26 protein-coding genes and 1 pseudogene are annotated in these 24,472 nt (G+C 37.8%); 9 read left to right on the forward strand and 18 right to left on the reverse strand.

All coding sequences use genetic code 11. The features are described from left to right. Positions 1–4: 4 nt before the first annotated feature. The 5 genes from ACODST_RS03110 to ACODST_RS03130 all read right to left on the reverse strand — a co-directional run bounded on the left by ACODST_RS03110 (position 5) and on the right by ACODST_RS03130 (position 4,794). Positions 5–1,621: a lipase family protein gene (locus ACODST_RS03110; RefSeq protein ID WP_488930652.1), complete on the reverse strand. Its 1,617-nt coding sequence runs from the start codon at positions 1,619–1,621 to the stop codon at positions 5–7. Between the two features lie 11 nt (positions 1,622–1,632). Next, complete coding sequence (locus tag ACODST_RS03115) at positions 1,633–2,355, reverse strand: hypothetical protein (RefSeq protein ID WP_488930653.1); 723 nt, start codon at positions 2,353–2,355, stop codon at positions 1,633–1,635. An 88-nt stretch (positions 2,356–2,443) separates the two neighbouring features. Continuing rightward, the gene (locus tag ACODST_RS03120; protein ID WP_488930654.1) at positions 2,444–3,100 is read right to left on the reverse strand and encodes a hypothetical protein; all 657 of its coding nucleotides are present in this window, start codon (positions 3,098–3,100) and stop codon (positions 2,444–2,446) included. 25 nt (positions 3,101–3,125) lie between these two features. Beyond that, the gene (locus ACODST_RS03125; protein ID WP_488930655.1) at positions 3,126–3,701 is read right to left on the reverse strand and encodes a hypothetical protein; all 576 of its coding nucleotides are present in this window, start codon (positions 3,699–3,701) and stop codon (positions 3,126–3,128) included. Between the two features lie 265 nt (positions 3,702–3,966). After that, on the reverse strand, positions 3,967–4,794 hold the full coding sequence (locus ACODST_RS03130; RefSeq protein WP_488930656.1) for an SH3 domain-containing protein: 828 nt from the start codon (positions 4,792–4,794) through the stop codon (positions 3,967–3,969). A 341-nt stretch (positions 4,795–5,135) separates the two neighbouring features. Here ACODST_RS03130 and ACODST_RS03135 point away from each other — a divergent pair, with 341 nt between their 5' ends. Further along, entirely contained in the window at positions 5,136–7,136 is a 2,001-nt protein-coding gene (locus tag ACODST_RS03135) for a GAF domain-containing hybrid sensor histidine kinase/response regulator (protein WP_488930657.1), read from the forward strand. A 236-nt stretch (positions 7,137–7,372) separates the two neighbouring features. Here the strand turns inward: ACODST_RS03135 and ACODST_RS03140 are convergent, their stop codons facing one another. The 8 genes and pseudogenes from ACODST_RS03140 to ACODST_RS03175 form a co-directional block, all read right to left on the reverse strand. Beyond that, positions 7,373–7,588 carry a hypothetical protein gene (locus tag ACODST_RS03140; protein WP_488930658.1) on the reverse strand — a complete coding sequence of 72 codons (216 nt, stop codon included), beginning with the start codon at positions 7,586–7,588 and terminating at the stop codon, positions 7,373–7,375. Further along, positions 7,558–7,737: a hypothetical protein gene (locus ACODST_RS03145; RefSeq protein WP_488930659.1), complete on the reverse strand. Its 180-nt coding sequence runs from the start codon at positions 7,735–7,737 to the stop codon at positions 7,558–7,560. The genes ACODST_RS03140 and ACODST_RS03145 overlap by 31 nt, the downstream gene beginning before the upstream one ends. A gap of 50 nt (positions 7,738–7,787) precedes the next feature. Next, complete coding sequence (locus ACODST_RS03150) at positions 7,788–8,294, reverse strand: PRC-barrel domain-containing protein (RefSeq protein WP_488930660.1); 507 nt, start codon at positions 8,292–8,294, stop codon at positions 7,788–7,790. 56 nt (positions 8,295–8,350) lie between these two features. Next, the gene (locus tag ACODST_RS03155) at positions 8,351–8,518 is read right to left on the reverse strand and encodes a hypothetical protein (RefSeq protein WP_488930661.1); all 168 of its coding nucleotides are present in this window, start codon (positions 8,516–8,518) and stop codon (positions 8,351–8,353) included. Positions 8,519–8,776: 258 nt separating this feature from the next. Next, positions 8,777–9,133 carry a Dabb family protein gene (locus ACODST_RS03160; protein ID WP_488930662.1) on the reverse strand — a complete coding sequence of 119 codons (357 nt, stop codon included), beginning with the start codon at positions 9,131–9,133 and terminating at the stop codon, positions 8,777–8,779. Positions 9,134–9,327: 194 nt separating this feature from the next. Beyond that, positions 9,328–9,891: an NAD(P)H-dependent oxidoreductase gene (locus ACODST_RS03165; RefSeq protein ID WP_488930663.1), complete on the reverse strand. Its 564-nt coding sequence runs from the start codon at positions 9,889–9,891 to the stop codon at positions 9,328–9,330. A 290-nt stretch (positions 9,892–10,181) separates the two neighbouring features. Next, a complete protein-coding gene (locus ACODST_RS03170) occupies positions 10,182–10,811 on the reverse strand; it encodes an NUDIX hydrolase (protein WP_488930664.1) in 630 nt (209 codons plus the stop codon). Positions 10,812–10,915: 104 nt separating this feature from the next. Further along, positions 10,916–11,380, reverse strand: a pseudogene (locus ACODST_RS03175) (DsbA family protein); the annotation flags it as partial. A gap of 295 nt (positions 11,381–11,675) precedes the next feature. Here ACODST_RS03175 and ACODST_RS03180 point away from each other — a divergent pair. After that, positions 11,676–12,143 carry a nucleoside deaminase gene (locus ACODST_RS03180; protein ID WP_488930665.1) on the forward strand — a complete coding sequence of 156 codons (468 nt, stop codon included), beginning with the start codon at positions 11,676–11,678 and terminating at the stop codon, positions 12,141–12,143. Between the two features lie 9 nt (positions 12,144–12,152). Further along, the gene (locus ACODST_RS03185; RefSeq protein WP_488930666.1) at positions 12,153–13,034 is read left to right on the forward strand and encodes a helix-turn-helix domain-containing protein; all 882 of its coding nucleotides are present in this window, start codon (positions 12,153–12,155) and stop codon (positions 13,032–13,034) included. A 10-nt stretch (positions 13,035–13,044) separates the two neighbouring features. Here ACODST_RS03185 and ACODST_RS03190 read toward each other — a convergent pair whose 3' ends face one another. Beyond that, positions 13,045–14,241 (reverse strand): MFS transporter, encoded by a 1,197-nt coding sequence (locus tag ACODST_RS03190; RefSeq protein WP_488930667.1) that lies wholly within the window; start codon positions 14,239–14,241, stop codon positions 13,045–13,047. Positions 14,242–14,404: 163 nt separating this feature from the next. Further along, on the reverse strand, positions 14,405–15,475 hold the full coding sequence (locus ACODST_RS03195) for a helix-turn-helix transcriptional regulator (protein WP_488930668.1): 1,071 nt from the start codon (positions 15,473–15,475) through the stop codon (positions 14,405–14,407). A 350-nt stretch (positions 15,476–15,825) separates the two neighbouring features. On the opposite strand from ACODST_RS03195, the gene ACODST_RS03200 reads away from it, so the two are divergent. The 5 genes from ACODST_RS03200 to ACODST_RS03220 all read left to right on the forward strand — a co-directional run bounded on the left by ACODST_RS03200 (position 15,826) and on the right by ACODST_RS03220 (position 22,243). Continuing rightward, a complete protein-coding gene (locus ACODST_RS03200; RefSeq protein ID WP_488930669.1) occupies positions 15,826–18,222 on the forward strand; it encodes a TonB-dependent receptor in 2,397 nt (798 codons plus the stop codon). A gap of 33 nt (positions 18,223–18,255) precedes the next feature. Next, on the forward strand, positions 18,256–19,527 hold the full coding sequence (locus tag ACODST_RS03205) for a DUF4374 domain-containing protein (protein WP_488930670.1): 1,272 nt from the start codon (positions 18,256–18,258) through the stop codon (positions 19,525–19,527). A 119-nt stretch (positions 19,528–19,646) separates the two neighbouring features. Continuing rightward, on the forward strand, positions 19,647–21,158 hold the full coding sequence (locus ACODST_RS03210) for an ankyrin repeat domain-containing protein (protein ID WP_488930671.1): 1,512 nt from the start codon (positions 19,647–19,649) through the stop codon (positions 21,156–21,158). A 4-nt stretch (positions 21,159–21,162) separates the two neighbouring features. Then, a complete protein-coding gene (locus ACODST_RS03215; protein WP_488930672.1) occupies positions 21,163–21,642 on the forward strand; it encodes a DUF2271 domain-containing protein in 480 nt (159 codons plus the stop codon). Between the two features lie 253 nt (positions 21,643–21,895). Then, positions 21,896–22,243 (forward strand): helix-turn-helix transcriptional regulator, encoded by a 348-nt coding sequence (locus ACODST_RS03220; RefSeq protein WP_488930673.1) that lies wholly within the window; start codon positions 21,896–21,898, stop codon positions 22,241–22,243. A gap of 103 nt (positions 22,244–22,346) precedes the next feature. Here the strand turns inward: ACODST_RS03220 and ACODST_RS03225 are convergent, their stop codons facing one another. From ACODST_RS03225 to ACODST_RS03235, 3 genes are read right to left on the reverse strand one after another with little or no spacing between them, the layout of a single operon-like run. Then, positions 22,347–22,526, reverse strand: coding sequence for a hypothetical protein (locus ACODST_RS03225; protein WP_488930674.1), 180 nt, complete (start codon positions 22,524–22,526; stop codon positions 22,347–22,349). Positions 22,527–22,544: 18 nt separating this feature from the next. After that, the gene (locus ACODST_RS03230; RefSeq protein ID WP_488930675.1) at positions 22,545–23,132 is read right to left on the reverse strand and encodes a hypothetical protein; all 588 of its coding nucleotides are present in this window, start codon (positions 23,130–23,132) and stop codon (positions 22,545–22,547) included. 7 nt (positions 23,133–23,139) lie between these two features. Beyond that, positions 23,140–23,619 (reverse strand): RNA polymerase sigma factor, encoded by a 480-nt coding sequence (locus ACODST_RS03235; protein ID WP_488930676.1) that lies wholly within the window; start codon positions 23,617–23,619, stop codon positions 23,140–23,142. Positions 23,620–23,925: 306 nt separating this feature from the next. Between ACODST_RS03235 and ACODST_RS03240 the strand changes: the two genes are divergently transcribed. Further along, positions 23,926–24,327 (forward strand): helix-turn-helix domain-containing protein, encoded by a 402-nt coding sequence (locus ACODST_RS03240; protein WP_488930677.1) that lies wholly within the window; start codon positions 23,926–23,928, stop codon positions 24,325–24,327. The last annotated feature ends 145 nt before the right edge of the window (positions 24,328–24,472 follow it).

The raw sequence follows: 24,472 nt of genomic DNA on the forward strand, positions 1-24,472 counted from the left end.
AAACTTATAATTCTAAAGTTGTACTATCGGAATCCTTTTGGGATATTGAAGAAGGTCCGTTCGGATTTAAAAGATTGATATAACCTGCCAGCGAGTGATAGGTAAATTCTTCTGTTTCAAGTTGTCCGTTTACCGTAATCTGGTTCACCAGACTGAAAAAGCCAAATTGTATAATAGAACGTGACAGAGTATCTCTGAGCCTTAACAGCTGATAACTATTTGAACCCGCATTATTTTTAAAATAATCTTCAAAAACAAAATTGGCCAATAAGGTGCTGCCAAATGTGTAAAGCGCCGTTACATTAAAGCCGTAACCACTCATTGCATAATCCATTGCGGCAAGGCTGGCTGCTGCGCCGCCTATATCATGTCCAGTTAGATACAATTTTTTACCGGGTGCAATAGCTTTAAGTTCTGTAATTAGGGCTGCTGATAATGTTGTGGCTGCACCACCTGTTGTAACGGGCAGGTTATAAATTGCTGCTGTTCCGGCATGAACCTCCGCTAAAGGGTCACCAACAAAACTAACCGGGGCAAAAATAGAGTTACAGTTATACGTGTAATATTCTCTAAAACTTACAGTACCTCTAAAAGCTACCACAACAGAATCGGAACTTTGAAAAATAGCTGCAAAACAGGTGTCCTCACCTATAATTTTATAAAGTGTATAAGGATTAATATCTATTATGGAACCCGGATGCTGCGCCCATTTATAAGTTGCCGCTGTCAATAATGATAAAATATAAGCCATGTTTTGCGAAAATCCAGCCGGAAGATTCGAAAATGATACCGGAATCGGTCTGTTTTTTCTTGCTTCTCCGCCAAGCTGTTCCAAATAATACACATCACTTCGGCTCCACCACGGAACATCATATTTCGGTAAAACCAGCCCCTCTATATATTGTATGGCGCCAAGCGGGTAAAAACCTCCATTTATTGGAAAAAAATCAGCTTTTATGCTTGGTGTTGCTGCCCATACAGCATATTGTTCAGGCATAGCCTTATTACTTATTAAAGCGCTATAATAGGTCTGAAATGTAAGATTAGTAAATGCCGGTGCCGAAAAAGTGTACCCTTCTGCCAGTTTTGCAGGAGGACGCTCCCTGTCAGGACCTGAATTTCCTTCTTTAAAATCCAGCAGACAGATCTGGGCAATAGGTGCTCCCGGTCCCATACCCGTTATATAAAAAGGCAGATCCTTATAACCTCCCTTTTCAAGATAAGTTAGACTATCCCATATAGCATTTTGCACATGGGCATAAGCATCTGCAAAAACCGACAATACCATCGCAGAAGGCGGAGCATTTCTGCCCATAATCCTTGACGAAAGAGGTTTTAGATTGCTATCTGAACCTGAAAATCCCAATATGTTACCCCTGTAAAATGCATTCCAGGTAATACCAAGCGACAATGCGACTGCAAGATCACCATCTTCATTAACAGGCCCGACAGATAAAAAGCCTTGTACAGGTGTCACATTTCCCAAAGCCCTGCTGGAAAACATATTTAGCGCTGCCCAGCCATTTGGCAGCTGGGGACCTGAATTTATAAGAGTAGGTAAAGCTGCCTGAGCAGCCAGCTGTACCATTAAAACCTGTAAAGAACTAACCATATCTTTCATAGAGCTGTTTTTTATCTTTTTTGTAAAAGAGCTTTTCCCTGAGCACCATTTGATGCAGAACTTCCTCCTCCCGAATCCCTTCCGTTATTACCATTTGAAGCATGTATAATTCCGCCTTCATTTGCACCACCTTTGCCGCCAATACCTCTGGTACCGCCATCTCCGCCTCTTCCGCCTTGTCCCGGATTTGTGCCTAAGCTTATTTTAGTCATGTCCAGAGAATAATTGTAATAGTAAACCATAACATTTCCTGCATCACCTCCTTTTCCGCCATTGCCTCCTTTTCCACCATTGCCTCCATTACCGCCTCTGCCGCCGGCAGCCGAAGCGCAGGATCCATTACTAAGGCATTTGCTATTATTTGTACCGGAATTTCCCCCATCACCACCGTTACCGCCGTTACCGCCATAACCGCCATAACCGCCATTGCCTGCCTGACTTAAAATATTTAAAGCAGCACCGTTTATTACAAAATTGGTTACGGTCATAATAAAGCTGGGAGGAGCATTTAATCCATCAGCACCGTCTGTTCCACTGCTGCCGTTTGCTCCATTAGCACCTGGTACACCATTTTCGGCACAAGTACATTTTGGAAACAAGCCGCCGCTGCGTGAACCATTCTTTCCATTAACACCAATGCTGCCTCTGTTACCATTCTCACCATTAGCTCCATTACTGCCGTCACTATCTGCCTTAGCTATATAAATGCTGTAATATGTATCATTTATTATCATAAAACATTAAGATTATTGTTATAAATAGATAAACTGCCCAATACCTTTGTATCCGGGAATATTGAAATTATATAAACTTACTTTATTACTATATCGGGATCAATGTAATTTTAGAAGGAGATCCCACTTTTCCGGGCTGGCCATTATTCCCGCCTGTTTCACCACCTTTGCCGGCACTTCCCGGCTGGCTGTCAACAATCTTCTCTTTTATATTTCCGGTGATTACCCCATGATAAATGATTACCTGAGCTCCTGGTCCGCCATTGCCCGCATTGCCGCCATCTCCTCCCTTACCCTGTGGTCCCTGCGCTCCGTTATCTGCATTTTTTCCATCATTACATTTGGCTCCTATATTTCCGTCAGCAATATTCTGCGGGTTCCAGTTACCGCCATAGCCGCCTCTTCCGCCATCTCCGCCATTGCCTCCCCTTCCTCCGGACTGCCCATTGCCCCCGCCGGCAATAATGGTAAGATCGCCTATAACATCTGTTAAGTTAAAGACAGAAATTGGTCCGGGACTTCCATCAAATCCATCTGTACCCCGCTTGCCTTCTCCTCCCTTTTTGCCATCTTGACCTCGTTTAGGCGGGGTTACACAATAATATTTACAATTACCGCCATCATATCTATAGTCAGCAGCATTGTCTCCGTCATCTCCGCTATCTCCTTTTTCTCCTTTTTGTCCATCAGGTGCTACCGGAACCAAAGGCGCCGGAGCTATAAATTCTAGTGTTCTATCTGCCATGTTGTTTTAAGTTTAAATTATTAAATTACAATTGTGTAAATATCTGACAGGTTAACTGTACATTTCCAACTACAGAAATTGAGCCCCCGTTTTCAATAGTAATGGTTCCGAAATTGTAGATCTCAGTCTCACCACTTTTTCCTAAAACAACAGTCTGCCCTTGCTTTATATATAAATCTTCCACACTAAAAGCCAGTGCCTTACCCGGAAACAGTGCTGCATTAATGTAATCCTCATAGTCTTTAAGCTTATCAGGATTTCCTAAAATGTAAGCTGTTGCTGCTTTCTTAATATCTTCTTTCATACTATCACTAATATTCTCTCCTTTGCCAAGTTTTAAAGTACTTACAGGGTAATCAACATGAGAGTCATCAGTGTCATTCGGCAGACCCGATAGTTTTTTTAGATCCGCTATCGTGGCAACCGGTATAACTTTACCAACAATATCACTGCTTACATGATCTGCTCCAAAAACAATGGTATCTTTTTTTGCTAAAACATCATTAACCGATGATTTTAACACTTCTGTTTTAGAAGTAAATCCCAAACGTTCATTGACTTCCATAAATTTTTTCTTGTGGTGGTCTTGTAAATTACTCATATTTTGTTTGTTTTATGGTTTATTTCTTAACGATATAACTGCTCAGCATAATAATCTGCTATTAATTCTTCCGGTTATAGTAAAACTAGGGTCTGCTTATAAGAAAAATTAAAAAAAACACATGAGACAGCTAATTAATGTTATGAATGAGAATTATGCTGCTATGGGCTGAAAAACAGGTTTTCATACTATCTGCAGAATTCTGTTTTAACTACAGTTACAGATAAATTTGCAATTTATTCTGATCTTTATTTCAAACTATTATTCAGGAACTTCTTAAATACCTCGTGTACACCCATTCCTGCTGGTTTTGACTAATTCTGCTCCATCCGCTTAAGCGTTCATATACCTGCACTTTTGTACCACGCAGTAACACTCTTCTAATCGTAAATCCGGTTCCCGGCCCTGTCCTCACATTGAGTCCGGAAGCCGTTACTTCCATACTTACAAACGAGGCCTGCTCTTCATTCAATTTAGCGATACAATCACGAATCAAAGGATAAAAATTAGCTTCTGCAGACAACATTGTATTCCCTTTAAAATCATCCGATTCCTGTAAAAAGAAATTAGTACCCGGACAGCTCTTTTGCGAGGATCTTCCTGAATTTATAAGCTGCGGACTAAATCGTCTTCCTCTGGCATCAAACCAATGATGGTAAACAATGAAAGAGCTATTGGGAACTATATCAAACTTTTTACATAAAATAGCATTTACGGCAATGATCGTATCCCGGTGCAGCTGGGTCATGACATCACCGTCTGCATCAAAATTTCCAAAATGTTCTATACATACTGCACCTGTATTGGCACCGGCAATACCAGCCGGAATTCTATTTATAGGCCGGCAGACGGCAATTTTCCCCGAAGGGAATGTCGTAATGTTTTGTCCAATGTCAGACCATCCTCTGTTATCGACATGATCTCTGCGCATCGATTGGAGCCAGAAAAGTTCATCACGCCCGCTTCGAATATGGTTATAGCTGGGTGTCCAGGTATGATGATTCTGCAAAAACCATATTTTACGGGAAAAACGGGTATTCATTATATACTCCCTAAAAGTTTCTATCGTATAAATTCTAAATTCTGACAGCATAACTTTATCTTAATTTATTACTCTATAACCGACTCATCAGACAAAAAGCATCCGCTTTCCTTAACTTCCTGCACCTGTTACATTCAATAGTTGAAACCATAATGAATTGTATCACAACAAATTAAATAAATAATAAAAAAATAAGTAAGAGTATTTTTACCTGATTTTTAGTATTTTAGTGTTTTCTTTACCCATCGAGTAAGTTTCCGGTTTGCTACACCTCTTTTTACCTAGCTTAAGTGAGGAAGAAACTAAATCTGTAAATTATATAAAAACAACAGTTACAGGATATAACTAATTTGTAATTAACATTTTATAACTTAACAGTTAATTTATCTGACATGAGCAACGCCCCTTTTTCCAAGACTCATAATGAATCCGAACGTAAAGATATTTTAAAGCGTTACAGCAGCATGCTGGAGAATCTTCCCGGGCATGCATTTGATGATGCTACAGCATTGGTATCTTATATCTGCGGTGTGCCAATTGCCTATATCGCTTTTGTTGATGAAAACCGTCAGTGGTTCAAATCAGAAATTGGACTTGGTTTCTCTCCCGTACCCCGGGAAATTACCTTCAGCCGTTATACGATTATGGATTCTGTTCTTGTTGAAATCAACGATACACTACACAGTGAACGTTTCAGAGATGATCCGGACGTAAAAGGCGGTTTAAAAATAAGATTCTATGCCGGAATGCCTCTCATTACTCCGGAGGGTTGTGCAGTGGGGGTTTTATGCGCTGCCGATCATGAACCCCGTACACTGAATGAAAACCAGCGAAGAGCACTTTATATTGTCGCCCGGCATGTGATTACCACTCTGGAGCTTGGAATAAAAAATAACGAACTGCTCAGACAGAAAAAAATTGCCGAAAGTGCCGTACTCGCTAAAGAAAGTTTCCTGGCCAATATGAGCCATGAAATCAGAACACCTCTTAATGCTGTTATAGGCTTTACCGAACTCTTATCCGGAACTCCGCTCAACGAACAGCAGCGTGTCTTTGTACAGGATGTTCAGACAGCAGGAGAAAACCTGTTACTCATTGTGAATGATATACTGGATCTCTCTAAAATTGAATCAGGGGGGCTTTCTCTGGAGCAACAGCCCTTTAATTTAAAGAAATCTCTCGTACATGTGTATGACCTGCTCAAAGTAAAAGCTGCCGATGATGTCGAATTCAATCTTTTTCTCGATGCCGAGCTTCCGGAAATCATTACAGGAGATCAGGGAAGACTAAATCAGATAATGGTAAATCTGGCAGGAAATGCCCTTAAATTTACCACTGAAGGCGAAGTAACAATTTCTGTGAAAAACAAAGGAGAAACAAAAGATGAATATCTTATTCGTTTCTCTGTTAAAGACACCGGAATCGGAATCCCAAAACAACATCTCGATTCTATTTTTGAACGCTTTACACAAGGCCGGGAAGACACTGTAAAAAAGTTTGGAGGCACTGGTTTAGGGCTCAGTATTGTAAAACAGCTGGTAGAACTGCACGATTCTAAAATACAGGTTAAAAGCCGCGAAGGTTTGGGATCTGAATTTTTTTTCACTGCTGCTTATAAAAAACCAATTCATGAAAAAGAAACTCCAAAACCTCTTCCTGTAAATGATCTGGGCAGGCTAAAAATACTACTCCTTGAAGACAACCGCTTAAACCAGAAACTGGCCCAAAACGTAATTAAAGGCTTTGGTTTTGAAATCGATACCGCCGAAAACGGGGATCAGGGCATAAAACTTCTTTCTGAAAACCACTATGATCTGGTTTTAATGGATCTTCAGATGCCTGTACGCGATGGCTATCAGACTACCAATTATATTCGGCACGAGATGAAAAACGATATTCCCATCATTGCCATGACGGCACATTCTCTTGCCGGTGAACAGCACCGCTGTCTAAATGCGGGGATGGACGGTTATGTGCCTAAACCTTTTAAACAGCATGAACTTCTGGAAGCTATTAAAACTGCTTTAAAAAAAGAACGCCGCCGCTTTATTGCCCCCAAAGCAGATTTATCGGCAATTGAAAAGACTGACGTTATGAAACCTGGCTGGAAAAAAGAAGTTACATCGCAGTTTATACAAAAAGCCCCAGTCGAACTCAGGGAGCTCCAGGAAGCCATTTTTCAGCAGGATTTCAGATCGGTTCTCCAAACGGCCGAACAACTCCAGGCATGGCTGCATCTTTTCCTGCTGGAAAGTCTGAGCAAAGAACTTTCTTTTATTGAAGAACAGGCGCATCAGAAAAAATTCACAGCCGAGACCGCTGACAATCTCGATATCTTACACTGCAGCATTCAGGAAATTATAAAACAACTTCAAAAAAAAGAAATCAGCTGATAACTGAGGTCATTGTAATCATTAAAAAACTCCATAGTTTCTGCTATGGAGTTTTTCGGCAGCCGGCCGGTACCTGAAAAGTGTTTCACATGACTAAATTTCCACATTTAGCGCTCCAGACAATCCCGCCGGTCACCTCTTAGTTCCTGTCAATTTGTTAAAAGACATTGTTCTTTTTTACTTTCACTTAAACATTCAACGATCTCAGTACGCAAAACCAGATCTGTGACTTATTGTTAAGCCAGTTCAGTTTCGGTATGAAGAGCGCAAAACCAATCACTATTTTCTTCTATCCATACAAAAGTACAGGCACATTTCATTGATTTATTCTCTTTTGCGTCCAGCAATTCGATTATATAAGCTGTTACAGCTGTTCCTTCAGACAGTCTTTGCGATGTAACATCCCAAAAACTCAGGACCTTTACTTTATCTCCGCTGCCGGACTCGAACATTTTTTTAAAACTGGCTTCATCCACGCTGTATATACCATTTTACCCGCAATGGTACACGGAAAATAAGTAAGATTCTTTACCGTTTCATATACATGATCCTCCATTCCCTGCCAGTATTTCTTTTCTAATTCAAAAATCGCCGTTTCCATAATTAATCATTTTAGTACTGTAAACAAATTATACCGCAGTAAAGTAATCATTACCGATTCTCAAATTCTCTTCTATTATAAAAATTGTCATCATCAGCATTAAATCCGGAATCATGAGCAGGATAGTACGATTTCATTATGTTTCGTTCATAGTCCCTGTCAAAATTATACTGGCTGTTGTACCTGCCTGTATTTCTAAATGTATCATATCCTATACCGTTGGCCATAACAATTTTTGTGTCTTTATTTATGTTTACAGATCCGATAGGGATAATAATATGACTGTTTCCGTCCTTATAGACAAACTCTTTACCATTGTCATAAGCAATAGCATCGTGTACCTCTTTATGACTGTCTTCTATTAGTTTTTTATCAACCTTAACATCCAGATAAACCACTCTCTCCATGTCTTTATTGACCCAGAGATTATCAATAGTACCTATAGTTCGGTTATCTGAATCTACTATTTTCCAGCCCCTTACATCAGAATAGCTGGAAGCAATTTTATAATCAGGAAGTTCATCCAGTCGATATAAATTTCTTTCTTTAGTTTCCATAAGTTATCTTTTTTTATGTTATAGAGTATTTTCCCTAAAAGGGATCCTGATGTTCCTTACTCTGCCAGAGTATCTGTACCCACAGCGTTTTCAGTTTCTGTACTCCAGTTAGTTCCTGTCTGGTCATCTTTTATAAAGACATAGTATGCCACTGCCGAGATTAACAAAATTGCCACGATCCATGGCCATAAAGGTTTTTTCTTCTCGATTTTAATTTCTGCCATAACGTATTTGTGTTTGATTGTAAATATTTTTAATTAAGAATAAAATTACAAATACCTAATACTCACAGACGTATTTAATTTCACTTAGATTTTACAAAATTTCCAGTAAGAATTAAAGTAAATCACTAATTAACAAATAATTAAAACAAAAAAAGGCCTTAATTCGTAAAAATTAAGGCTCTTATTAACGGTGCGGATTTGGTATAAAATTGAAAAATCCTTGTTATCAGAAGGCATTTTTCTACTTTTAAAATGAGTTTAAACAAACACCAGGATTTCTTCTAAAACCGGTTTTATACAACTGGTATCTAATTCCTTATGACTACTCACTTTACTGAATACTTTTAATGGTTTTCTATTCCTGAACTTAGTCGCTTCTGGCTGGTTAAATCCGCTGGCTATGTCTGCCATATTTTCTCCAAAAGCAATATGCATAAGGCCCGGAAAAATGCTCTGCTGTTTCAGGATTTCGCTTTTAAAGCTAAGTTCTTCTTCCGGTGTTACATCTGATCTGAATTTGTACAACACTACATTTGCGGATTTTGGCTGGTCTGATTTGTTCTGGCACTGCCCATTTTGTGAACAGATTGCCAAACCTAGAAATAGATATTTCATATCGCTGAACCTTTTTCTCTGTCAAATCGCAAAGTTAGCCCGTTTAATCCCGAATACGGATGTGTACAATGTTCTACATTCTGAAACCTGATTACTTTATTTTTTTGCATGACTTTAATTATTTATTAATGCAAAGTTCGTTTGTAACCGTATATTATTCTTTGATATAGATCAAATTATGTTATCCTTCAACGTTAGGCAGTCTTTTTTTGATCATTTTCGGAATTAAAATGATCCAGAAAATCCAGATACAGCGGAACACTTCTTTCTATCCACTCTTTAGTAGGTTCAAATGTCATTCCGTAATAAGCAAAAAATGGCTGGTATTCGGCTTTTATGTAATCAAACAAGGCTTCAAATGGTCGTGTCAGTTCTTCAAGAGTATATTTAAAAACGGTTCCGTGCTGTAAATGCTCTTCTTTCAGTCCTAATGAAATAGCCAGTGCCACTTTCTTCCCTTTAAATTTAAAACCGCTTGTACTGCCGTATGCCCAGCCGCGTGTCAGCACTTCGTCCAGCCATTTTTTTAATAATGCCGGAGAATGGTACCAATAGTACGGAAACTGGAAAATAATATGATCATGTTCTTCCACCAGTTTTTGCTCTGCTGTTATATCAAACTGCTGATTCGGATACACCTGATGCAGCTGGTGTATATAAAACTTTTCAGGATATTTTTCTAATTCAGTAAGCCATCTTTTATTGATTACTGAGTTATTAATATCAGGATGTGTAACAATAATGAGTGTTTTTTTCATTTTAAATTCAATTTATGTAATTAATAAACGGTATGAGATTACGATCTACTTTAAGAGAATTCGACATTATAACAGCCAGCCTTGCTCTATGTAATGGACAGCTATACATTGCCTTTAGCAATCTTTATTAGTTGCATGCCTCTTTGTTTTCGATAAGTCAAAATTAGTTTTGCTTTTCAAGAGTCTGTTTCAGGAAAAGTTCAAAAACTATCGGATAAAGTTCAGTGAGGTATTTCATAATTGAAAACAAATGCAGTACTAACAAACTGATGGTAAATCACTTTTAAATATCAAAAATCATCCTTCAGAAGGTACAATAGTTCACTGATCATTTTAGCGGTAGCGCCCCAAATTTTATGAGGGTGTATTTCGTAATGCGGTACTATGACCTGTTCACCCCGAATAAGCATTTCACCATTTCCAATAATGTCCGGATTGGAGAGATCTTTAAGTTTGGTTTCAAGAACAGTTTTTACCTCCCTTTTGTCGCCTTTAAATTCCGGTTTGTAAAGAAGATAACCTATAACGGGCAGCACCAGAAAGTTACTCGCACCAATAAAAAGTTCCGTAAGTGTTCCCAGAATTTTCACGTCACCGGATCTTAAACCAATCTCTTCCTGTGCTTCACGTAAAGCAGTTTGAATCAGGCTTTCGTCTTCAGGTTCATATCTGCCCCCCGGAAATGCAATTTGAGCCGAATGAATACCATCATAAGCCGAACGCAAAATGAGCGGCAGATAAACTTCTCCTTCAAAAGGATAAAAGAGAATCAGTACCGCACTTTTTCGGGTTTGTTCATTAGGTTTAAAATGAAGCCGGCTTGTCGAGGAATTCTGCATGATCTCATGCGCCGTTTCTCCGGGAAGCGGCTGCTGCAGCTGATTCGTAAGTTTTTCTATGAATAAGTGAAATGATTTCATTCTGATAAGATGTATTTTATTGTGTGTTTTTGAAGTTTTAAACAATAAATCGAAAATTAAAAAAGGCTGAATCTTTCCGGTTAAAGATTCAGCCTTTTTAGTTATTAGCATTCGCAGGAAATATCACTACAGGATTGCCCGGTTTGGAATTCAGGAACTGCTGTGCTTTTTAGCCAATTATCAACAGCGGGCTTTAAGCTGTCATAACTCTGAAATCCATGAGAAATGACTTTAACAGTCCCATTTTCTATAGTAAGCAGTGTTGGAAATCCTTTAACTCCCAATTGCCTGCTGAACTGAAATCCCTGCTGTGTTTTTGCTTTAATTTCGTCTGAATTGAAATGCTCCAGAAAACTATTTTTCTCAACTCCGGTTTCTTCAGCCAGTCTGGCCAGAACATTTTCATTTGTAATATCTTTCCCTTCTGAGTAGAATGCTTTCTGCATAAGGTTCAGAAACTCATAATCCCTTTTTGGAAACAATTTTTGAATTACAATCAAAGCCCGGCTGGCTGGTTCAGTATCGTATGTGAAGGTATTACTGACGAACTTCATCGAATGATCAAAATACTGGCCGCTTCTAAGGTTTACATTTCTCCAGTGATATTCTAAAAAATCCCTGTACTCTTCAGTACCGGGAACTCCGGGGCTTCCAAGTTTTGTGAATCTTAAAAAAGAAGGTTACGAAATTTTAATTTTCTAAACCCAGAGTAAAACTGCCCTCTTTTCAGGAGGGCAGTTATTATGTTTAATATCCTGAAAAACCACCTCTTTTGTACTGCAGACTGCTTATCGAATAGTTGTTTTTTTGAGTAATTTAGCCAAAGTTACCTTCCTAAAAACAAGAGGTTTTAAATTTAAAAATATGCAAAAGGATTCTCAATATTATATGAATGAGTGTTTAGAGCTTGCCAAAACTGCTTTGAATACCGGTAATCCACCCGTAGGTGCGCTTATTGTGCTCGACGGAAAAATAATAGGAAAAGGTATTGAATCCGGAAGATCAACCGGAGATATTACCAATCATGCCGAAATAATGGCTGTTCGCGATGCCCTCAACAATGGTTACGCTGACAAACTGCCATTAGCGTCAATGTATACCACGCACGAACCCTGCATCATGTGTTCGTATCTGATTCGCCATCATAAAATAGCTGAAATCATCTATGGTACCGGGGTTCCGTATATAGGCGGATTTACTTCAAAATATAATGTTCTTGCAGCAGAAGATGTGCTCAAATGGGGAAATAAACCTAAAGTAATCCCTAATGTATGTCCGGAAGAATGTAACGAACTCAATACTCAGTTTTTAGAATTAATTAATAAACTCTAAGAAATTATTATGCTATCACAGTCGGTATATACACTTGTCAATCAGCAAAACGGAAACTTATCCTTTAAAGTATTCGAGTTTGACAACAGCAGTTATTTCGATCATATTCAGCGAAATAATTACTTTACCATCATTATTATTACTTCGGGAGAAGGCGTTGCGAAAGTTGATCTTTGTGAGTACGCTTTTAAAGAAAATACGCTTTTTACTTTTTACCCGTATCAGCCTTTTATGCTGGCTTCAGAAGGGCCGCTGATGGGAATTTCTATTCAGTTTCATCATGATTTTTTCTGTATATACAGACACCATAAAGAAATAGCCTGTAATGGCATTCTTTTTAATAATATATACGAACAGCCTTTTATCTGGCTCGAAGAAAACGATAAAAAGACGCTTTTAAACATTGTACGGGAAATCGTGGGCGAATTAAAAATGGAGGCCTTAAGAAAAGATGAAGTTCTGGTTTCGTATTTAAAAATATTTCTGGTCCTCGCTACGCGAATCAAAGTAGAACAGCAATCTGTAAAAGAAATAAACGGCAGTGAGAAACAGCTGCTTATGATACAAAACTTAAGAAATGCCATAGAAGATAATTTCAGGACCAAACATTCTGCCAGTGATTATGCCGATATACTGCATGTAAGCCCTGTGGTTCTGGCAAGAGCGGCCAAAAGTCATTTCAACATGACACTTTCTGATTTAATAACTGAACGAATCATAGTAGAAGCCAAAAGAGAATTGTACCTTACAGACAAAACCGTTAAAGAGATTGCCTACGAACTTGGTTATGATGATGAATATTATTTCAGCCGGGTATTTAAAGGTAAAACGGATATTTCTCCCCAGCTTTACAGAGATACAATTGGTTTTAACAGAGGAGCATTATCATAGCAGATATTCATTATTTGCTTTTGAATTTTAGAAATGGAGGAGCATTTCTATATTTCTTCAGATAAAGGATATAGAGTATTCCAAGAAGAATTACCAGTATATCAAAGCGGATGATTTCCGGAATACGCATCATCTCACCCTGATAATACGTTCCCCCTATAAGCGCTCCAAATCCTATTCCTAATTCCATGCAGATGTACATTGTCGCTATTGCCTTTCCTTTGTACTGTGGTTCACTGAGTTCTATTGTCCACGCTCCCACAGCCGCTGAAATCAGACCGGCACCTATACCGTAAACCGCAGCTCCGGTCAGGAGAACAGGTACATCCTGCCCTTCGCTTATGATAAACAGTCCGGCCGCTTTCACTATTAGTCCGGCCATTATTACATTGGTACGTCCTTTCTTATCTGATATTTTTCCGGCTGTATATCTAACCAGTATGGAAGCTCCTGAAAATACAGTAAAAAAGAACCCCTTGTTATGCATCCCCAAATGTGCGCTCCAGTCAGGAATTAAAGTCTGTATTAATCCATGAGCCGTATAGGAAAAAAAAGTTACTACACCAGCCGGAAGGGCTGCGGCATATACTATATCCGACCTTTTCAGATAAAGCATGTTTTTACCAAATTCCTCCTTCACAGTTAAGGTTTCCTCTAAATTAATTACTATTATAGTGGAAAGAAAAGCCAGAAAAGCAGAACTGTAAAACATCATATCAACACCGTAAGCTTTTGTGAGCATCCCGCCAGCCGTAGGTCCCAGACAGATTCCAAGACTAAAAAATAAACCATGTACGCCCAATGCTTCACCCCATCTTTCTTTGGGCGTAATATCCGCCGCGTAAGCCAATGAAGCCGTAGGCCGGAATCCGGTCGAAAAACCGTGGACTAAACGTAAAAACAGAAAACCAAAAACAGAACTAAAAACCGGATATAAAAAAGCAGAAACCAGACAAAAAACAGAACCTATAGTCATCATAGGAATTCGTCCCAGTCTGTCTGTAAGTTTACCGCTCAACGGACGTGAGACAGCGGCTGTCAGGGTAAAAAGCGAAACAATAAGTCCTTTGTACTGCGCGCCTCCTAAACTGCTTAAATACGCAGGCAGTTCCGGAATAACCATAGTAAAACTTGCAGCAAAAAAAAGAGAGCTCAGACAGAGCATAACAAACTGAAGTGAATAAATTGATTTTTTAGCAATCGGCATTAATACTTTATTTAGGGAAACTTTGAGTGGTTTGCATCTTAGATTAAGTTTCCCGTAATAGGTTTAATGAAGCATATTTATTTTTTAGTCTCCATTGGCATTGCCTTACTTCATTCTCTTCAGATTAAAAACGATAGTTGTGTTTTAGTTTATAAAGCTGGTCCTAAATATAAAAAAGCGGTGCAAGAAGATCATTAATAAGAAATCCGGCAGTGAAACACACCGCTTTACCGGAATCAGTAAACATATCCGTTATCGAAAGCTGTTTTGGAGTAACACCAAAATATTTTCTAAATGAAGCAATAAAATGTGACACGCTTTTATATCCCAGAGAAGCAGAAACCTCATTTACCGTACTCTCCTGCATCAAAAGCTTGCGGGCATGTTCCATACGCAGCTGTGTCATATAAGAATGCATGGTCTGATGGTACACTTCTTTAAAACCGCTCTTAAGCTTAAACTCATTTAACAGCACCGTTCTTGAAACCTGTTTTATAGTGGGATTTTTTTTGTAGTTTTTTTCAAGGTATATCTTTGCATGCTCGAGTTTTGAATATTCTTCTGCTTTAATTCCGGATGGAAGCGCTTTTTCAAGTTTATAAATATGTGACATCAGAAAAAGCTCTTTTAGTTTTGAAAGCAGATAATAATGTCCCAGAGAACCTTCGTGGGCGTTGTGGACTATTTCATTTAATATTTCAACAATATTATAGTTCATGGGAACTCTGAAATTTCCAAAATCTAAATAATGACCCGCTTTTACCTGCTTATAAAAATAATCCTTTTTGATCCAGTTCTCATTCTCCAAAAGTCCGAGATAAAACTTTCTGGAGAGAAATATTCTTGTATAATGCAGCGGTTCCTCTTCTGCAGACATTTCCATTTCCACATCATGATCCTGAAGATAAGCATAAGATAAAGAACCCGGAGTAAGCGTTTTTAGTTCGTCGGCTCCCTTTTTCAGCACTTTATAACTTCCGCTTGCAAGTAAGGAAATATGAATATAATCTTCATTGATCTTAATAATGTCAGTACATTTATAAGCCTGTTCGTAATTGCATCTCAGCAGACAGAAACCATCAGTATAATAGACAAAATATCTCCCGTCAAGGAAATCGTAATTTATTATTTCCTCTTTCTTTTCACTTAAATCAGGTTCTTCCGTATAATGATCAAGAAGGTTAATATCCAAAAACTCTTTATCAACTTCTTTTACTCTGACGTTTATAAACATACTACAGCTTTAAAAATTTATTCCTTTTGCAGCTCTCCTGCCTGCAGTTACTCTCTAAAAAGTAATGTCCGGCTAATTAATGCATTTTTTTTCTTATGTCCACCCGGACTATTCTTCAGTTCAGGTTCAAAAAACATCTCTCAAAAGCACAAAAAAAGAAATAACTAAATAAAATTCAACAACTTAACAAACAAAACTACATATCACAGGCTTAAAACTTAATCCACTTTTTGACATTTTTAATACTGATTTGGTTACCCGTATTGTGGAGTACCTGAATACTTTTGCAAAGTTATTTATAATAATTCTAATTAAAAATAATTTTCCATTCATCTATTTATAATCCATACATGAACCAGCAATACTTATTTGTCCTCCTATTCTTTTCAATATCATTCCAGTCCTTTTCACAAAAAAAACACACTTCACTTTACGGACGTGTTTCCGGAGAAAACCAAACAATTCCCGGTGTAAATGTCGGGATAGCCAATACTAATTTATTCACACAGACCAACGCCGACGGGACTTTTAAAATAGAACTTCAACCCGGACATTATACCATAATTTTCGCTGCCACAGGTTTTCAGAGTCAGACTGTAGAAATACACTTAAAAGATAATACGCCAAAAGAATTAAATATAACACTGGCAGCCAGCAGTCCCATAGATCTTAAGGAAGTAGCTGTAAAAAGCAAATCAGCTATTGAGCAGGTTAAAGAATCTCCTTTTAATGTAGTGGCGCTGGATGCCAAATCAAAGTACAACTCTACACTGGATTTAGGTCACTTATTAGCCAAAGCCTCAGGAGTTAAAATTCGGGAAGCCGGAGGCGTGGGAGCCGATATGAATATTACATTAAACGGATTTACAGGCCGTAACATAAAAATTTTTATGGACGGTGTACCCATGCAGGGAAACAGTTCTTCCTTTCAACTGAACAATATTCCCGTTTCACTGGCAGAACGTATTGAAGTTTATAAAGGAGTGGTTCCTGTTGAATTTGGAGGCGATGCTATTGGCGGGGCTATTAATATAGTAACAAATCGCACCACTAATTCTTTTTTGGATGCCTCTTATTCATACGGTTCATTTAATACTCACAGGACAAATATTATACTGGGACATACCACACCAAAAGGTCTTTCTTTTCAGCTGAATGCATATCAGACCTATTCTGATAACGATTATAAAATAAAAAGCAGACTGATCACCAACGGGCAGTATTCTAGAGAAACCTATGAATTTAAACGTTTTCACGCTGCCTATCACAATGAAACCGTAGTAGCCAAATTAGGGGTCGTAAATAAATCATGGGCCGATCGTTTTTTTGTGGGAGCTACAATAAGTCAGGATCACCAGGAAGTACAAAATGCGCCGGCTAATATCGAATTTGTATACGGCGAAGTGGAAACCAGCAGAAAAGGTATTCAGCCCAATCTGGAATATTACAAGAGAGACTTATTCTTAAAAGGATTAACCGCAAGAGTATCTGCCAACTACAATATCAACAGCAATAAAAGTATTGACACTTCCAGCTATAAATACAACTGGCTGGGCGAAAAAACAATGGCAGTGAGTAAAGGTGAGCGGGGCACTTCTGCTTTATCAGAATACGATAACGAGAATTATTCAGCAATGGGCAATATCAGTTATGACATCAGTCCATCCCACTCGGTTACTATTAACGATGTCCAGACTGGTTCAAAACGCTATTCAACTTCCACTGCCCCAGTGGAACTGGTAACAGAATTTGAAAAATTACGCCGACTGAGTTACAAAAATGTTTTAGGGATTTCATATCGTTTCCGTCAGCTTAATAAATGGAACATCAATGTTTTTGGAAAAAACTACTACCAAAAAGTTATCGGACCTTATAATACTGCCGATGAAGCGCATCCTGACTGGCAGGAACGGGATGCCAGTTACAATACAACGGGTTACGGAATAGCATCCACCTATTTTTGGAAGTTCTTTCAATTTAAAGCTTCCATGGAACGGGCTTACCGCTTACCTTCAGATAGTGAACTGTTTGGCGACGAAAATGCTGAAGTTGGTAATTCATCCCTTGTGGCCGAAAATTCAATGAATTACAATTTAGGCTTTACAGTAAATAAAGAATTCAAAAATTCGGATGCCGTCTATCTGGATGTAAACGGTTACTTCAGAGATACAGATGATTTTATCAAGAGAGAGATTTTAGTACGAACAGGAACACTGACCTCTGTCAACTTTGGAAGCACCCGTAACCTTGGGGTAGATGTGGAAGCCAGATACTACTTTAGAAACAAAGCGATGATTGGCGGAACCTTTACCGCCATGCATCTCTACGATAATGAAAAATTCAGAGGATCAGAAGGAACGGTGCTAAATAGCCATTACAAAGACCGTATGCCCAATATACCGTATCAGTTTGGTAATCTTGATGCTGCTTATTACATCCATAATATTGGAAAAAAAGAATCCGGAAATGTACTGAATCTGGAGTACAGTCTTAATTATGTAGGTCAGTTTTATCTGAACTGGGAAAGTTTAGGCAGTACCGATAAATATGCATTACCAACACAATTATCCCATGATTTTAGTGCATCCTACAGTATAAAAGGCGGAAAATACAATTTCTCCCTGGAGGTAAAAAATATCACCAACGAAGAATTAGCAGACAATTTTGGGATGATGAAACCAGGAAGAGCCTTTTACGGAAAAATCAGGGTTTATTTGATGCACCGTGGAAAACGTCAAAACAACTAAAAAAGAATAATTAAATTTTAATATTAAATAACTATGAATCGATTACTAAAAAACAAATCACTACTGCTTGGCCTGGCCATGCTGTCTCTTACGGCCTGTTCAAGTGACAATAATGCTGCAGATCCGGAAACAGACAATACCGCTGCCGACAAATACTTTCTGGCGGGAACATCATCAGACGGAACTACTACTTTTACGTACACCATGGCTGTTAAAGACCTTGCAAAAGATACTTTGGTCAGTACAAATTATCCTGGAACAATTGAAAATATCGGCAGTTATACACAATGGGGCTATAGCGGCACCAAAGCGCTTTTTGCTATCAGCTACCAGCAGGGTAATCCGGCACCGGGTTCCGTTTTTCAGTTAAGCGCTGCCGGAGCATTAAAAAAAATAGATGATTTTGTACTTGACAAAGGTTTTAATACCATTGGCGGTTTCAGTAATTACCTGGTTGCCGCAGCAAATGGTGAAACCCTTACCGGAGCAAATGACGGTAAAAAAGGATCTGTATTTTATTCCTTTGACCTGAACAATAACAATGCAATCACACAATATGCAGCTGTTGGAGAAGGTTTTGTTGGAGGTGACCAGATAGCCAGCTTTGTTGGTATAGCTGACGCAGGAAATAATACTTTTTTTACCGCAGTTAATTTAGCCGTAGGCCCTAGTACAAGACCTGTTAATGCAGACAGTATTTATGTGGCTAAAATGGATGCCCAGGCAAAATTAGTGCGTCTTTACAAAGACGATCGTTTAAGCGCTTCCGGAGGACAGTTTCGTTCTGCCCGTTACGGACAGCTTGCAAACGATGCTGATGGTAACACTTATGTTTTCTCAACAGGCTATGGTACCACTACTAAAAAAAGCGGTGCTTTGTTAATCAAAAAAGATGCAGCAGCATTTGATTCAGCTTATTATTTTAATATTGAAGAGGCTTCCGGAGGATATAAATTACGTAAAGTTTGGAACATAACAGCCGATTACTTCCTTCTGGAAATGTACAATACTGCCGGAGTAGTTGCCTCTACTGTGGCTGCCACCCAATATGCTGTTGTTCGTATGAGTACCAAAGATTTCAAATGGGTTCGCGAAGGTTTTCCGACTGTAACTGAAATTATAAGTGTGGGATGGCCATTTACGGCAGACGGAAAAGCCTATATTTCTGCTGTTACACCAAACACAAATCCAACGGTATATGTAATTGATCCTCTTACAGCAACAGCCAAAAAAGGAATTTCCATCTCCGGTGTATCTGCTATTCCGGGTATGGGCAAGCTGAGCCCTCAAAGCAATATTAATTAATGCTCAGCCAAAAAATAAAATAATCAATCTTAAATTATTTTAAAACAAACCTAACAACAAGCCTGCAGGTATGCTGATCAGGTTTTACCTGCAGGACTATTGTAAACAAAAATAAGCTAATGAAAAAAATATTTTTTTTAGCGATTGCAATGGCTTCAATGACCTTTGTAAACGCACAAAAGTCAAAAATAAAAATTCTGGATAAAGATTTCTGGAAAGCAAATCCGGATTTAACAGCTGTAAAATCAGAATTGAACGGTTTTAAATTTGCCGATGTAAAAAATGGCGATGACCCTTTGAGTCTGGCTATTAGTAACGATGCCCCAATAGAAGTAATCCAATATCTGGCAGACCAACCGGGGATTGATTTTCAGAGAAATATCCGTGAAGGCAGAACTTACCTGCATGCAGCAGCTTCAAAACCAAACGCAGAAGCAGTTGACTATTTATTGCAAAAAGGTGCCGATATGAACTTTTTATGCCATCACGATCAAACTGCCCTAACCTTTGCCGGTTTCAGCGGAACGGTAAACCTTCCTGTAATCAAAGCTTTTGAAAAACACGGACTGGATCTAAAAAAAACATATCCAGCCAAAAATGATGCTAATATCCTTTTATTAGCAGTAGGTTCAGACACTGATTTCAGTATTACCAATTATTTAATTTCTAAAGGTATTTCTATACAATCGAAAGATAATAAAGGGCTTAATGCTTTTGATTATGCAGTAAAATATGGAAACGTAAGTGTTCTGAAAAAACTGGTAGAAAAAGGAGTTAAATATTCTGATCAGGACTTACTTTTTGCTGCTCAGGGAGCTTTTCGTAAAGCAAATAAAATCGATGTTTTTCAATACCTTGTTGATGATTTAAAAATTAAACCTGCCGTTACCAGTGAATCGGGCGATAATGTTTTGCATTACATTGCCGCTAAAAACAATCAGGACGATATCATTACCTATTTCATTAAAAAAGGGGTTAATATCAATCAGGAAAACAAAGAAGGAAATACTCCGTTTATGAATGCTGCCGGAGGGAAAAGCTTTGAAATTGTATCGCTGATGCTGCCTAAAGTAAAAAACATAAATGCTGTAAATGCAAAAGGTGAATCTGCCTTAACATATGCTGTAAAAAGCGGTTCGCCAAAATCAGTTGATTTACTTGTGAGCAAAGGCGCTGATATAAAAATCAAAGACAAACAGGGAAATGACTTAGCTTATCATCTGGTAGAATCTTACCGTCCCGCACGCGGTGGTTTTGGCGGTGGTACAGAAAATCCAAAACAGGACGATTTTGGTGATAAATTAAAATCGCTTCAAAAAAGCGGCTTAAATTTTAATGCTCCTCAAAAAGACAACAGTACTTTATATCATGTGGCTATAAGCAAAAACGATTTGGAAATACTTAAAAAATTAGCTCCTTTACAAATTGATGTTAACGCTAAAAATAAAGATGGCTTAACCGTCTTACATAAAGCCGCTATGCTTTCTAAAAATGATGAGATCTTAAAATACCTGATTTCGATAGGAGCCAAAAAAGAGATAACGTCTGAATTTAATGAAACTGCCTATACTTTAGCAAAGGAAAATGATTTCCTGACCAAAAATAATATAGACATCGAATTTTTAAAATAATACTATGAAATTGTCCTTCCGATTATCATTTCTAATGCTGATGTGCCTTGTTTGTTCAGGCGCATCGGCACAAACAAGCAAATATAAATGTATGCTGCAGATGTCCGGCTATATGGGCGAAGGGGCTTACATCGTTGTTTCGCTTATAAATCCGCAGGGAAACTACGAAAAAACGCTGTATGTTATGGGCGAAAACAAAAAATGGTATAACACGCTTAAAGAATGGTATGCTTTTTATTCTAAGAAACCAACCAATATCAGTGCTTTAACAGGCGCTTCAATAACAGGTGGAGACCGAAGTGTTACCACACTGGAACTGGAAGACTCTAAAATAAACAAAGGTTATAAACTGCGTTTTGAAAGTGCAGTCGAAGATCAGAAATATTATGCTGCCGATCTTGAAATAGCGCTTACAGAGGAGCAGCTGTCGGCAAAAACAGAAGGCAAAAATTATATCAAATACATCCGTTTGAGCAAAATTTAATCTGAAAACGCCTAATGACAATTTCAATTTAACGGTACACAGTTCCGGCATTGGTGGTATTTTCTTCTTTGTTTCTTATAAAGGCTTCTGTAATCGGAATCATTTTAGCCCGGGAAGCAATACCGGGAGAAAATACCCTCCTGCCCTGTTATAAAATGATTCTGCAGCAGCAGGAAACAGATCCTGCCTGCTGCTAAACCTACTGATTGCATTTTACTTATTAAAACATATTCCTGCCATTAAAAATATAGAAGTGATTAAAATTAAGCTGCAGCAAATACGTATCAAAAAAAACATCAGCCAGGAAGACATTGCACGTATGATTTCTGTTTCACAGCCCACTTACAGTCGTAAAGAAAGAGGAAAAACAGAAATTACAATGCCGGAATGGCATAATCTGGCTGTAATTTTAAATGTAAAACTGGATGAAATATATCAGGACCAAAACGATTTTAACCGTAACGAAAACAGGTCTTCCCTGCATGCAAATCCGGCACCTGTTTCGAGAAACAATGTTTTGGTGTATATAAAACAAAATTCAAAACTAAAAGATACCATAAAAATACTGAAAGCCGAATTAAAAAAAGCCAGGAAAAACTAATACAATCGTTCCCCGAATATTTACAGGGTTACAGCTTGTTCCTCTTTAAAAAGCACAAAGAAATAATGGTAAGGAACTAACATCGTTCGTTACTTTATTCATTCTAAAAATATTTTTTACCAAGATCAAAAATGGCTCCAAGTGCCGTGCCAATAGCAAGTGCCACGGCAATACTTTGTGATACGTTTCCGTACTGATAACCGTAAGCGGCTCCAAATGCCACTCCCAGTGCGGCTCCAATTCCAATTCCGTTTCCCACATTTTGTTTTTTGTTTCCTGTCATAATCTCTGATTTTAATAGCTAGTTTTTATCTTCAAGTAATTGTTTAACAGATTTGAACTCTTTATCTCTGTTTCTAAATGCCCAAATGTTGAAAAAGACAGCTGCTAAAAATGCCGCTCCCATTAGAAAAATAAAGGGAATCTGAATGTTTAAAGCAAAGATGTTTTGGTTTGTAAATAGTTTTGTAAAAACTACAACAGCTGCAAGGAACAGAAACGGACTCGCAATAAAACTTATTTTTTCTGCTTTTTTCAAATTGTTTCCTGATGCATAAATTTGTTCCAGTACATTTCTGCAATTTGAGCGGGCCAGATCAATATGTTTCATTTTCCAGGTTTCAGCCAAAGTATAAACTGGCATTATCAAAAGATAAACAACCAAAACACAACCGCATAAACGCAGATACCAATCATCTAAAGCAGGAAAGCTGTATAGCACAAACCCGGCAAAAGTGTATGCCGCCGCTAAACCAATAACTTCTCCTGTTTTAAAAACAGTTGCTCTTTTATTGTATTCATGCTGTGAAGCTTCGCTAATTTCAAATGGAATTTTTTCTGCTCTTTCTTCCATAGTACTCCACACCTTTTTCATTTCTTCTAATTCCATAAAACAATTATTTAGTCATTTGATTTTTCAGTTTTAATTTAATCCTATTGAGTCTGGTTGAGATGTTCGTTGTTGTAAGACCCATTATATCAGCGATTTCATCATACTTCTTTCCTTCAAGAAACAAAAAAATAATCGCTCTGTCAATTTCGTTCAGTTGTTTAATATGCTGATACATTTCCGAAATTTTTTCTTCAAACTGTATATCCTTTTTTTCTTCAAACTGAAGCCTGACCTCGTGTATTGAAATGGTTCCTGAATGTTTCTTCTTTAAATTTATATGTGCTAATGAAGTATTTAAGGCTACTTTGTATATCCAGGTGCTTATTTTTGATTTTCCCTGAAATGAATTAAAGGATTTCCACAGCTGATAGACTATTTCCTGGTATAAATCTTTTTGCTCGTCATACTGATCTGCATAAATCCTGACAAGCTTAAAAATAATGCCTTCGTTTTCCTTTATTTGGGCTAAAAAATCATAATTCATCAGCAGCTTTTGTTTCGTTTCTTGTATTAGTAATAAGATTACCGGAAAAGTCACAAAAGATCGTCTTTTTTTTCAAAATAAAGAATGAAGAGGATTTGTTTTCTTATGGTTTTCTGTATTTTAACCCGCAGAAAGTTTGAGTTTTACAGTCTAAAGTCTAATTTTTAAAAAAGATAATTTATTCAAAAAACAGGTATAATATTCTGACAATGCTAAAGTTTTATGTCATATTTTTTTATCTTTGAAACTCATGATTTTTAGCACAAATGGCTTTATCTTTGAGCCTGTAGAAAACCAATATTCATTATGGAACAGAAAATACATCAGGGAAGAAACGTAAAACGTTTTAGAGAAATGCTTAACATCAAACAGGAAGCATTGGCTTATGATCTGGGCGAAGACTGGACCCAAAAGAAAATTTCTTTGCTGGAGCAGAAAGATGTAATCGAAGACAGCCTGCTCAAACAAATCTCCGCTGTACTAAAAATTCCGGTTGAAGCTTTTCAGAATTTTGATGAAGAACAGGCAGTTAATGTTATTTCTAATACTTTTGGTGATCATAGTATTGGATATCAGAAAAATGATAATCCAATTTTTAATCCTGTAGAGCAAGTACTAAAACTTCATGAAGAAAAAATTGCATTGTATGAAAGAATGCTGAAAGAGAAAGATGAAATGATGGTGAAGCTTGAGAAATTGATTGGGTAATAATCATTTATAAAATGATATCATAAAAAAAAATTAATAATACGTTTCACCCCCAATTTCGATAGCGCGGATTTGCAATCCGTGACCGCAGCAGTAAGACACAAAGCAAATCATCAAAAACAAAATTTTCATTTTTTTTTATTTC

The organism is Flavobacterium sp. FG19 (genome assembly GCF_057809475.1).

Coding starts and splice junctions, on each gene's coding strand:
- ACODST_RS03230 (WP_488930675.1), bottom strand. CDS start 23,132: ATGGAATTAGAAGAAATGAAAAAGGTGTGGAGTACTATGGAAGAAAGA.
- ACODST_RS03200 (WP_488930669.1), top strand. CDS start 15,826: ATGAACCAGCAATACTTATTTGTCCTCCTATTCTTTTCAATATCATTC.
- ACODST_RS03135 (WP_488930657.1), top strand. CDS start 5,136: ATGAGCAACGCCCCTTTTTCCAAGACTCATAATGAATCCGAACGTAAA.
- ACODST_RS03190 (WP_488930667.1), bottom strand. CDS start 14,241: ATGCCGATTGCTAAAAAATCAATTTATTCACTTCAGTTTGTTATGCTC.
- ACODST_RS03155 (WP_488930661.1), bottom strand. CDS start 8,518: ATGGCAGAAATTAAAATCGAGAAGAAAAAACCTTTATGGCCATGGATC.
- ACODST_RS03235 (WP_488930676.1), bottom strand. CDS start 23,619: ATGAATTATGATTTTTTAGCCCAAATAAAGGAAAACGAAGGCATTATT.
- ACODST_RS03160 (WP_488930662.1), bottom strand. CDS start 9,133: ATGAAATATCTATTTCTAGGTTTGGCAATCTGTTCACAAAATGGGCAG.
- ACODST_RS03125 (WP_488930655.1), bottom strand. CDS start 3,701: ATGAGTAATTTACAAGACCACCACAAGAAAAAATTTATGGAAGTCAAT.
- ACODST_RS03145 (WP_488930659.1), bottom strand. CDS start 7,737: ATGGAAACGGCGATTTTTGAATTAGAAAAGAAATACTGGCAGGGAATG.
- ACODST_RS03170 (WP_488930664.1), bottom strand. CDS start 10,811: ATGAAATCATTTCACTTATTCATAGAAAAACTTACGAATCAGCTGCAG.
- ACODST_RS03205 (WP_488930670.1), top strand. CDS start 18,256: ATGAATCGATTACTAAAAAACAAATCACTACTGCTTGGCCTGGCCATG.
- ACODST_RS03225 (WP_488930674.1), bottom strand. CDS start 22,526: ATGACAGGAAACAAAAAACAAAATGTGGGAAACGGAATTGGAATTGGA.
- ACODST_RS03195 (WP_488930668.1), bottom strand. CDS start 15,475: ATGTTTATAAACGTCAGAGTAAAAGAAGTTGATAAAGAGTTTTTGGAT.
- ACODST_RS03180 (WP_488930665.1), top strand. CDS start 11,676: ATGCAAAAGGATTCTCAATATTATATGAATGAGTGTTTAGAGCTTGCC.
- ACODST_RS03115 (WP_488930653.1), bottom strand. CDS start 2,355: ATGATAATAAATGATACATATTACAGCATTTATATAGCTAAGGCAGAT.
- ACODST_RS03165 (WP_488930663.1), bottom strand. CDS start 9,891: ATGAAAAAAACACTCATTATTGTTACACATCCTGATATTAATAACTCA.
- ACODST_RS03130 (WP_488930656.1), bottom strand. CDS start 4,794: ATGCTGTCAGAATTTAGAATTTATACGATAGAAACTTTTAGGGAGTAT.
- ACODST_RS03120 (WP_488930654.1), bottom strand. CDS start 3,100: ATGGCAGATAGAACACTAGAATTTATAGCTCCGGCGCCTTTGGTTCCG.
- ACODST_RS03110 (WP_488930652.1), bottom strand. CDS start 1,621: ATGAAAGATATGGTTAGTTCTTTACAGGTTTTAATGGTACAGCTGGCT.
- ACODST_RS03185 (WP_488930666.1), top strand. CDS start 12,153: ATGCTATCACAGTCGGTATATACACTTGTCAATCAGCAAAACGGAAAC.
- ACODST_RS03215 (WP_488930672.1), top strand. CDS start 21,163: ATGAAATTGTCCTTCCGATTATCATTTCTAATGCTGATGTGCCTTGTT.
- ACODST_RS03150 (WP_488930660.1), bottom strand. CDS start 8,294: ATGGAAACTAAAGAAAGAAATTTATATCGACTGGATGAACTTCCTGAT.
- ACODST_RS03210 (WP_488930671.1), top strand. CDS start 19,647: ATGAAAAAAATATTTTTTTTAGCGATTGCAATGGCTTCAATGACCTTT.
- ACODST_RS03140 (WP_488930658.1), bottom strand. CDS start 7,588: ATGTTCGAGTCCGGCAGCGGAGATAAAGTAAAGGTCCTGAGTTTTTGG.
- ACODST_RS03240 (WP_488930677.1), top strand. CDS start 23,926: ATGGAACAGAAAATACATCAGGGAAGAAACGTAAAACGTTTTAGAGAA.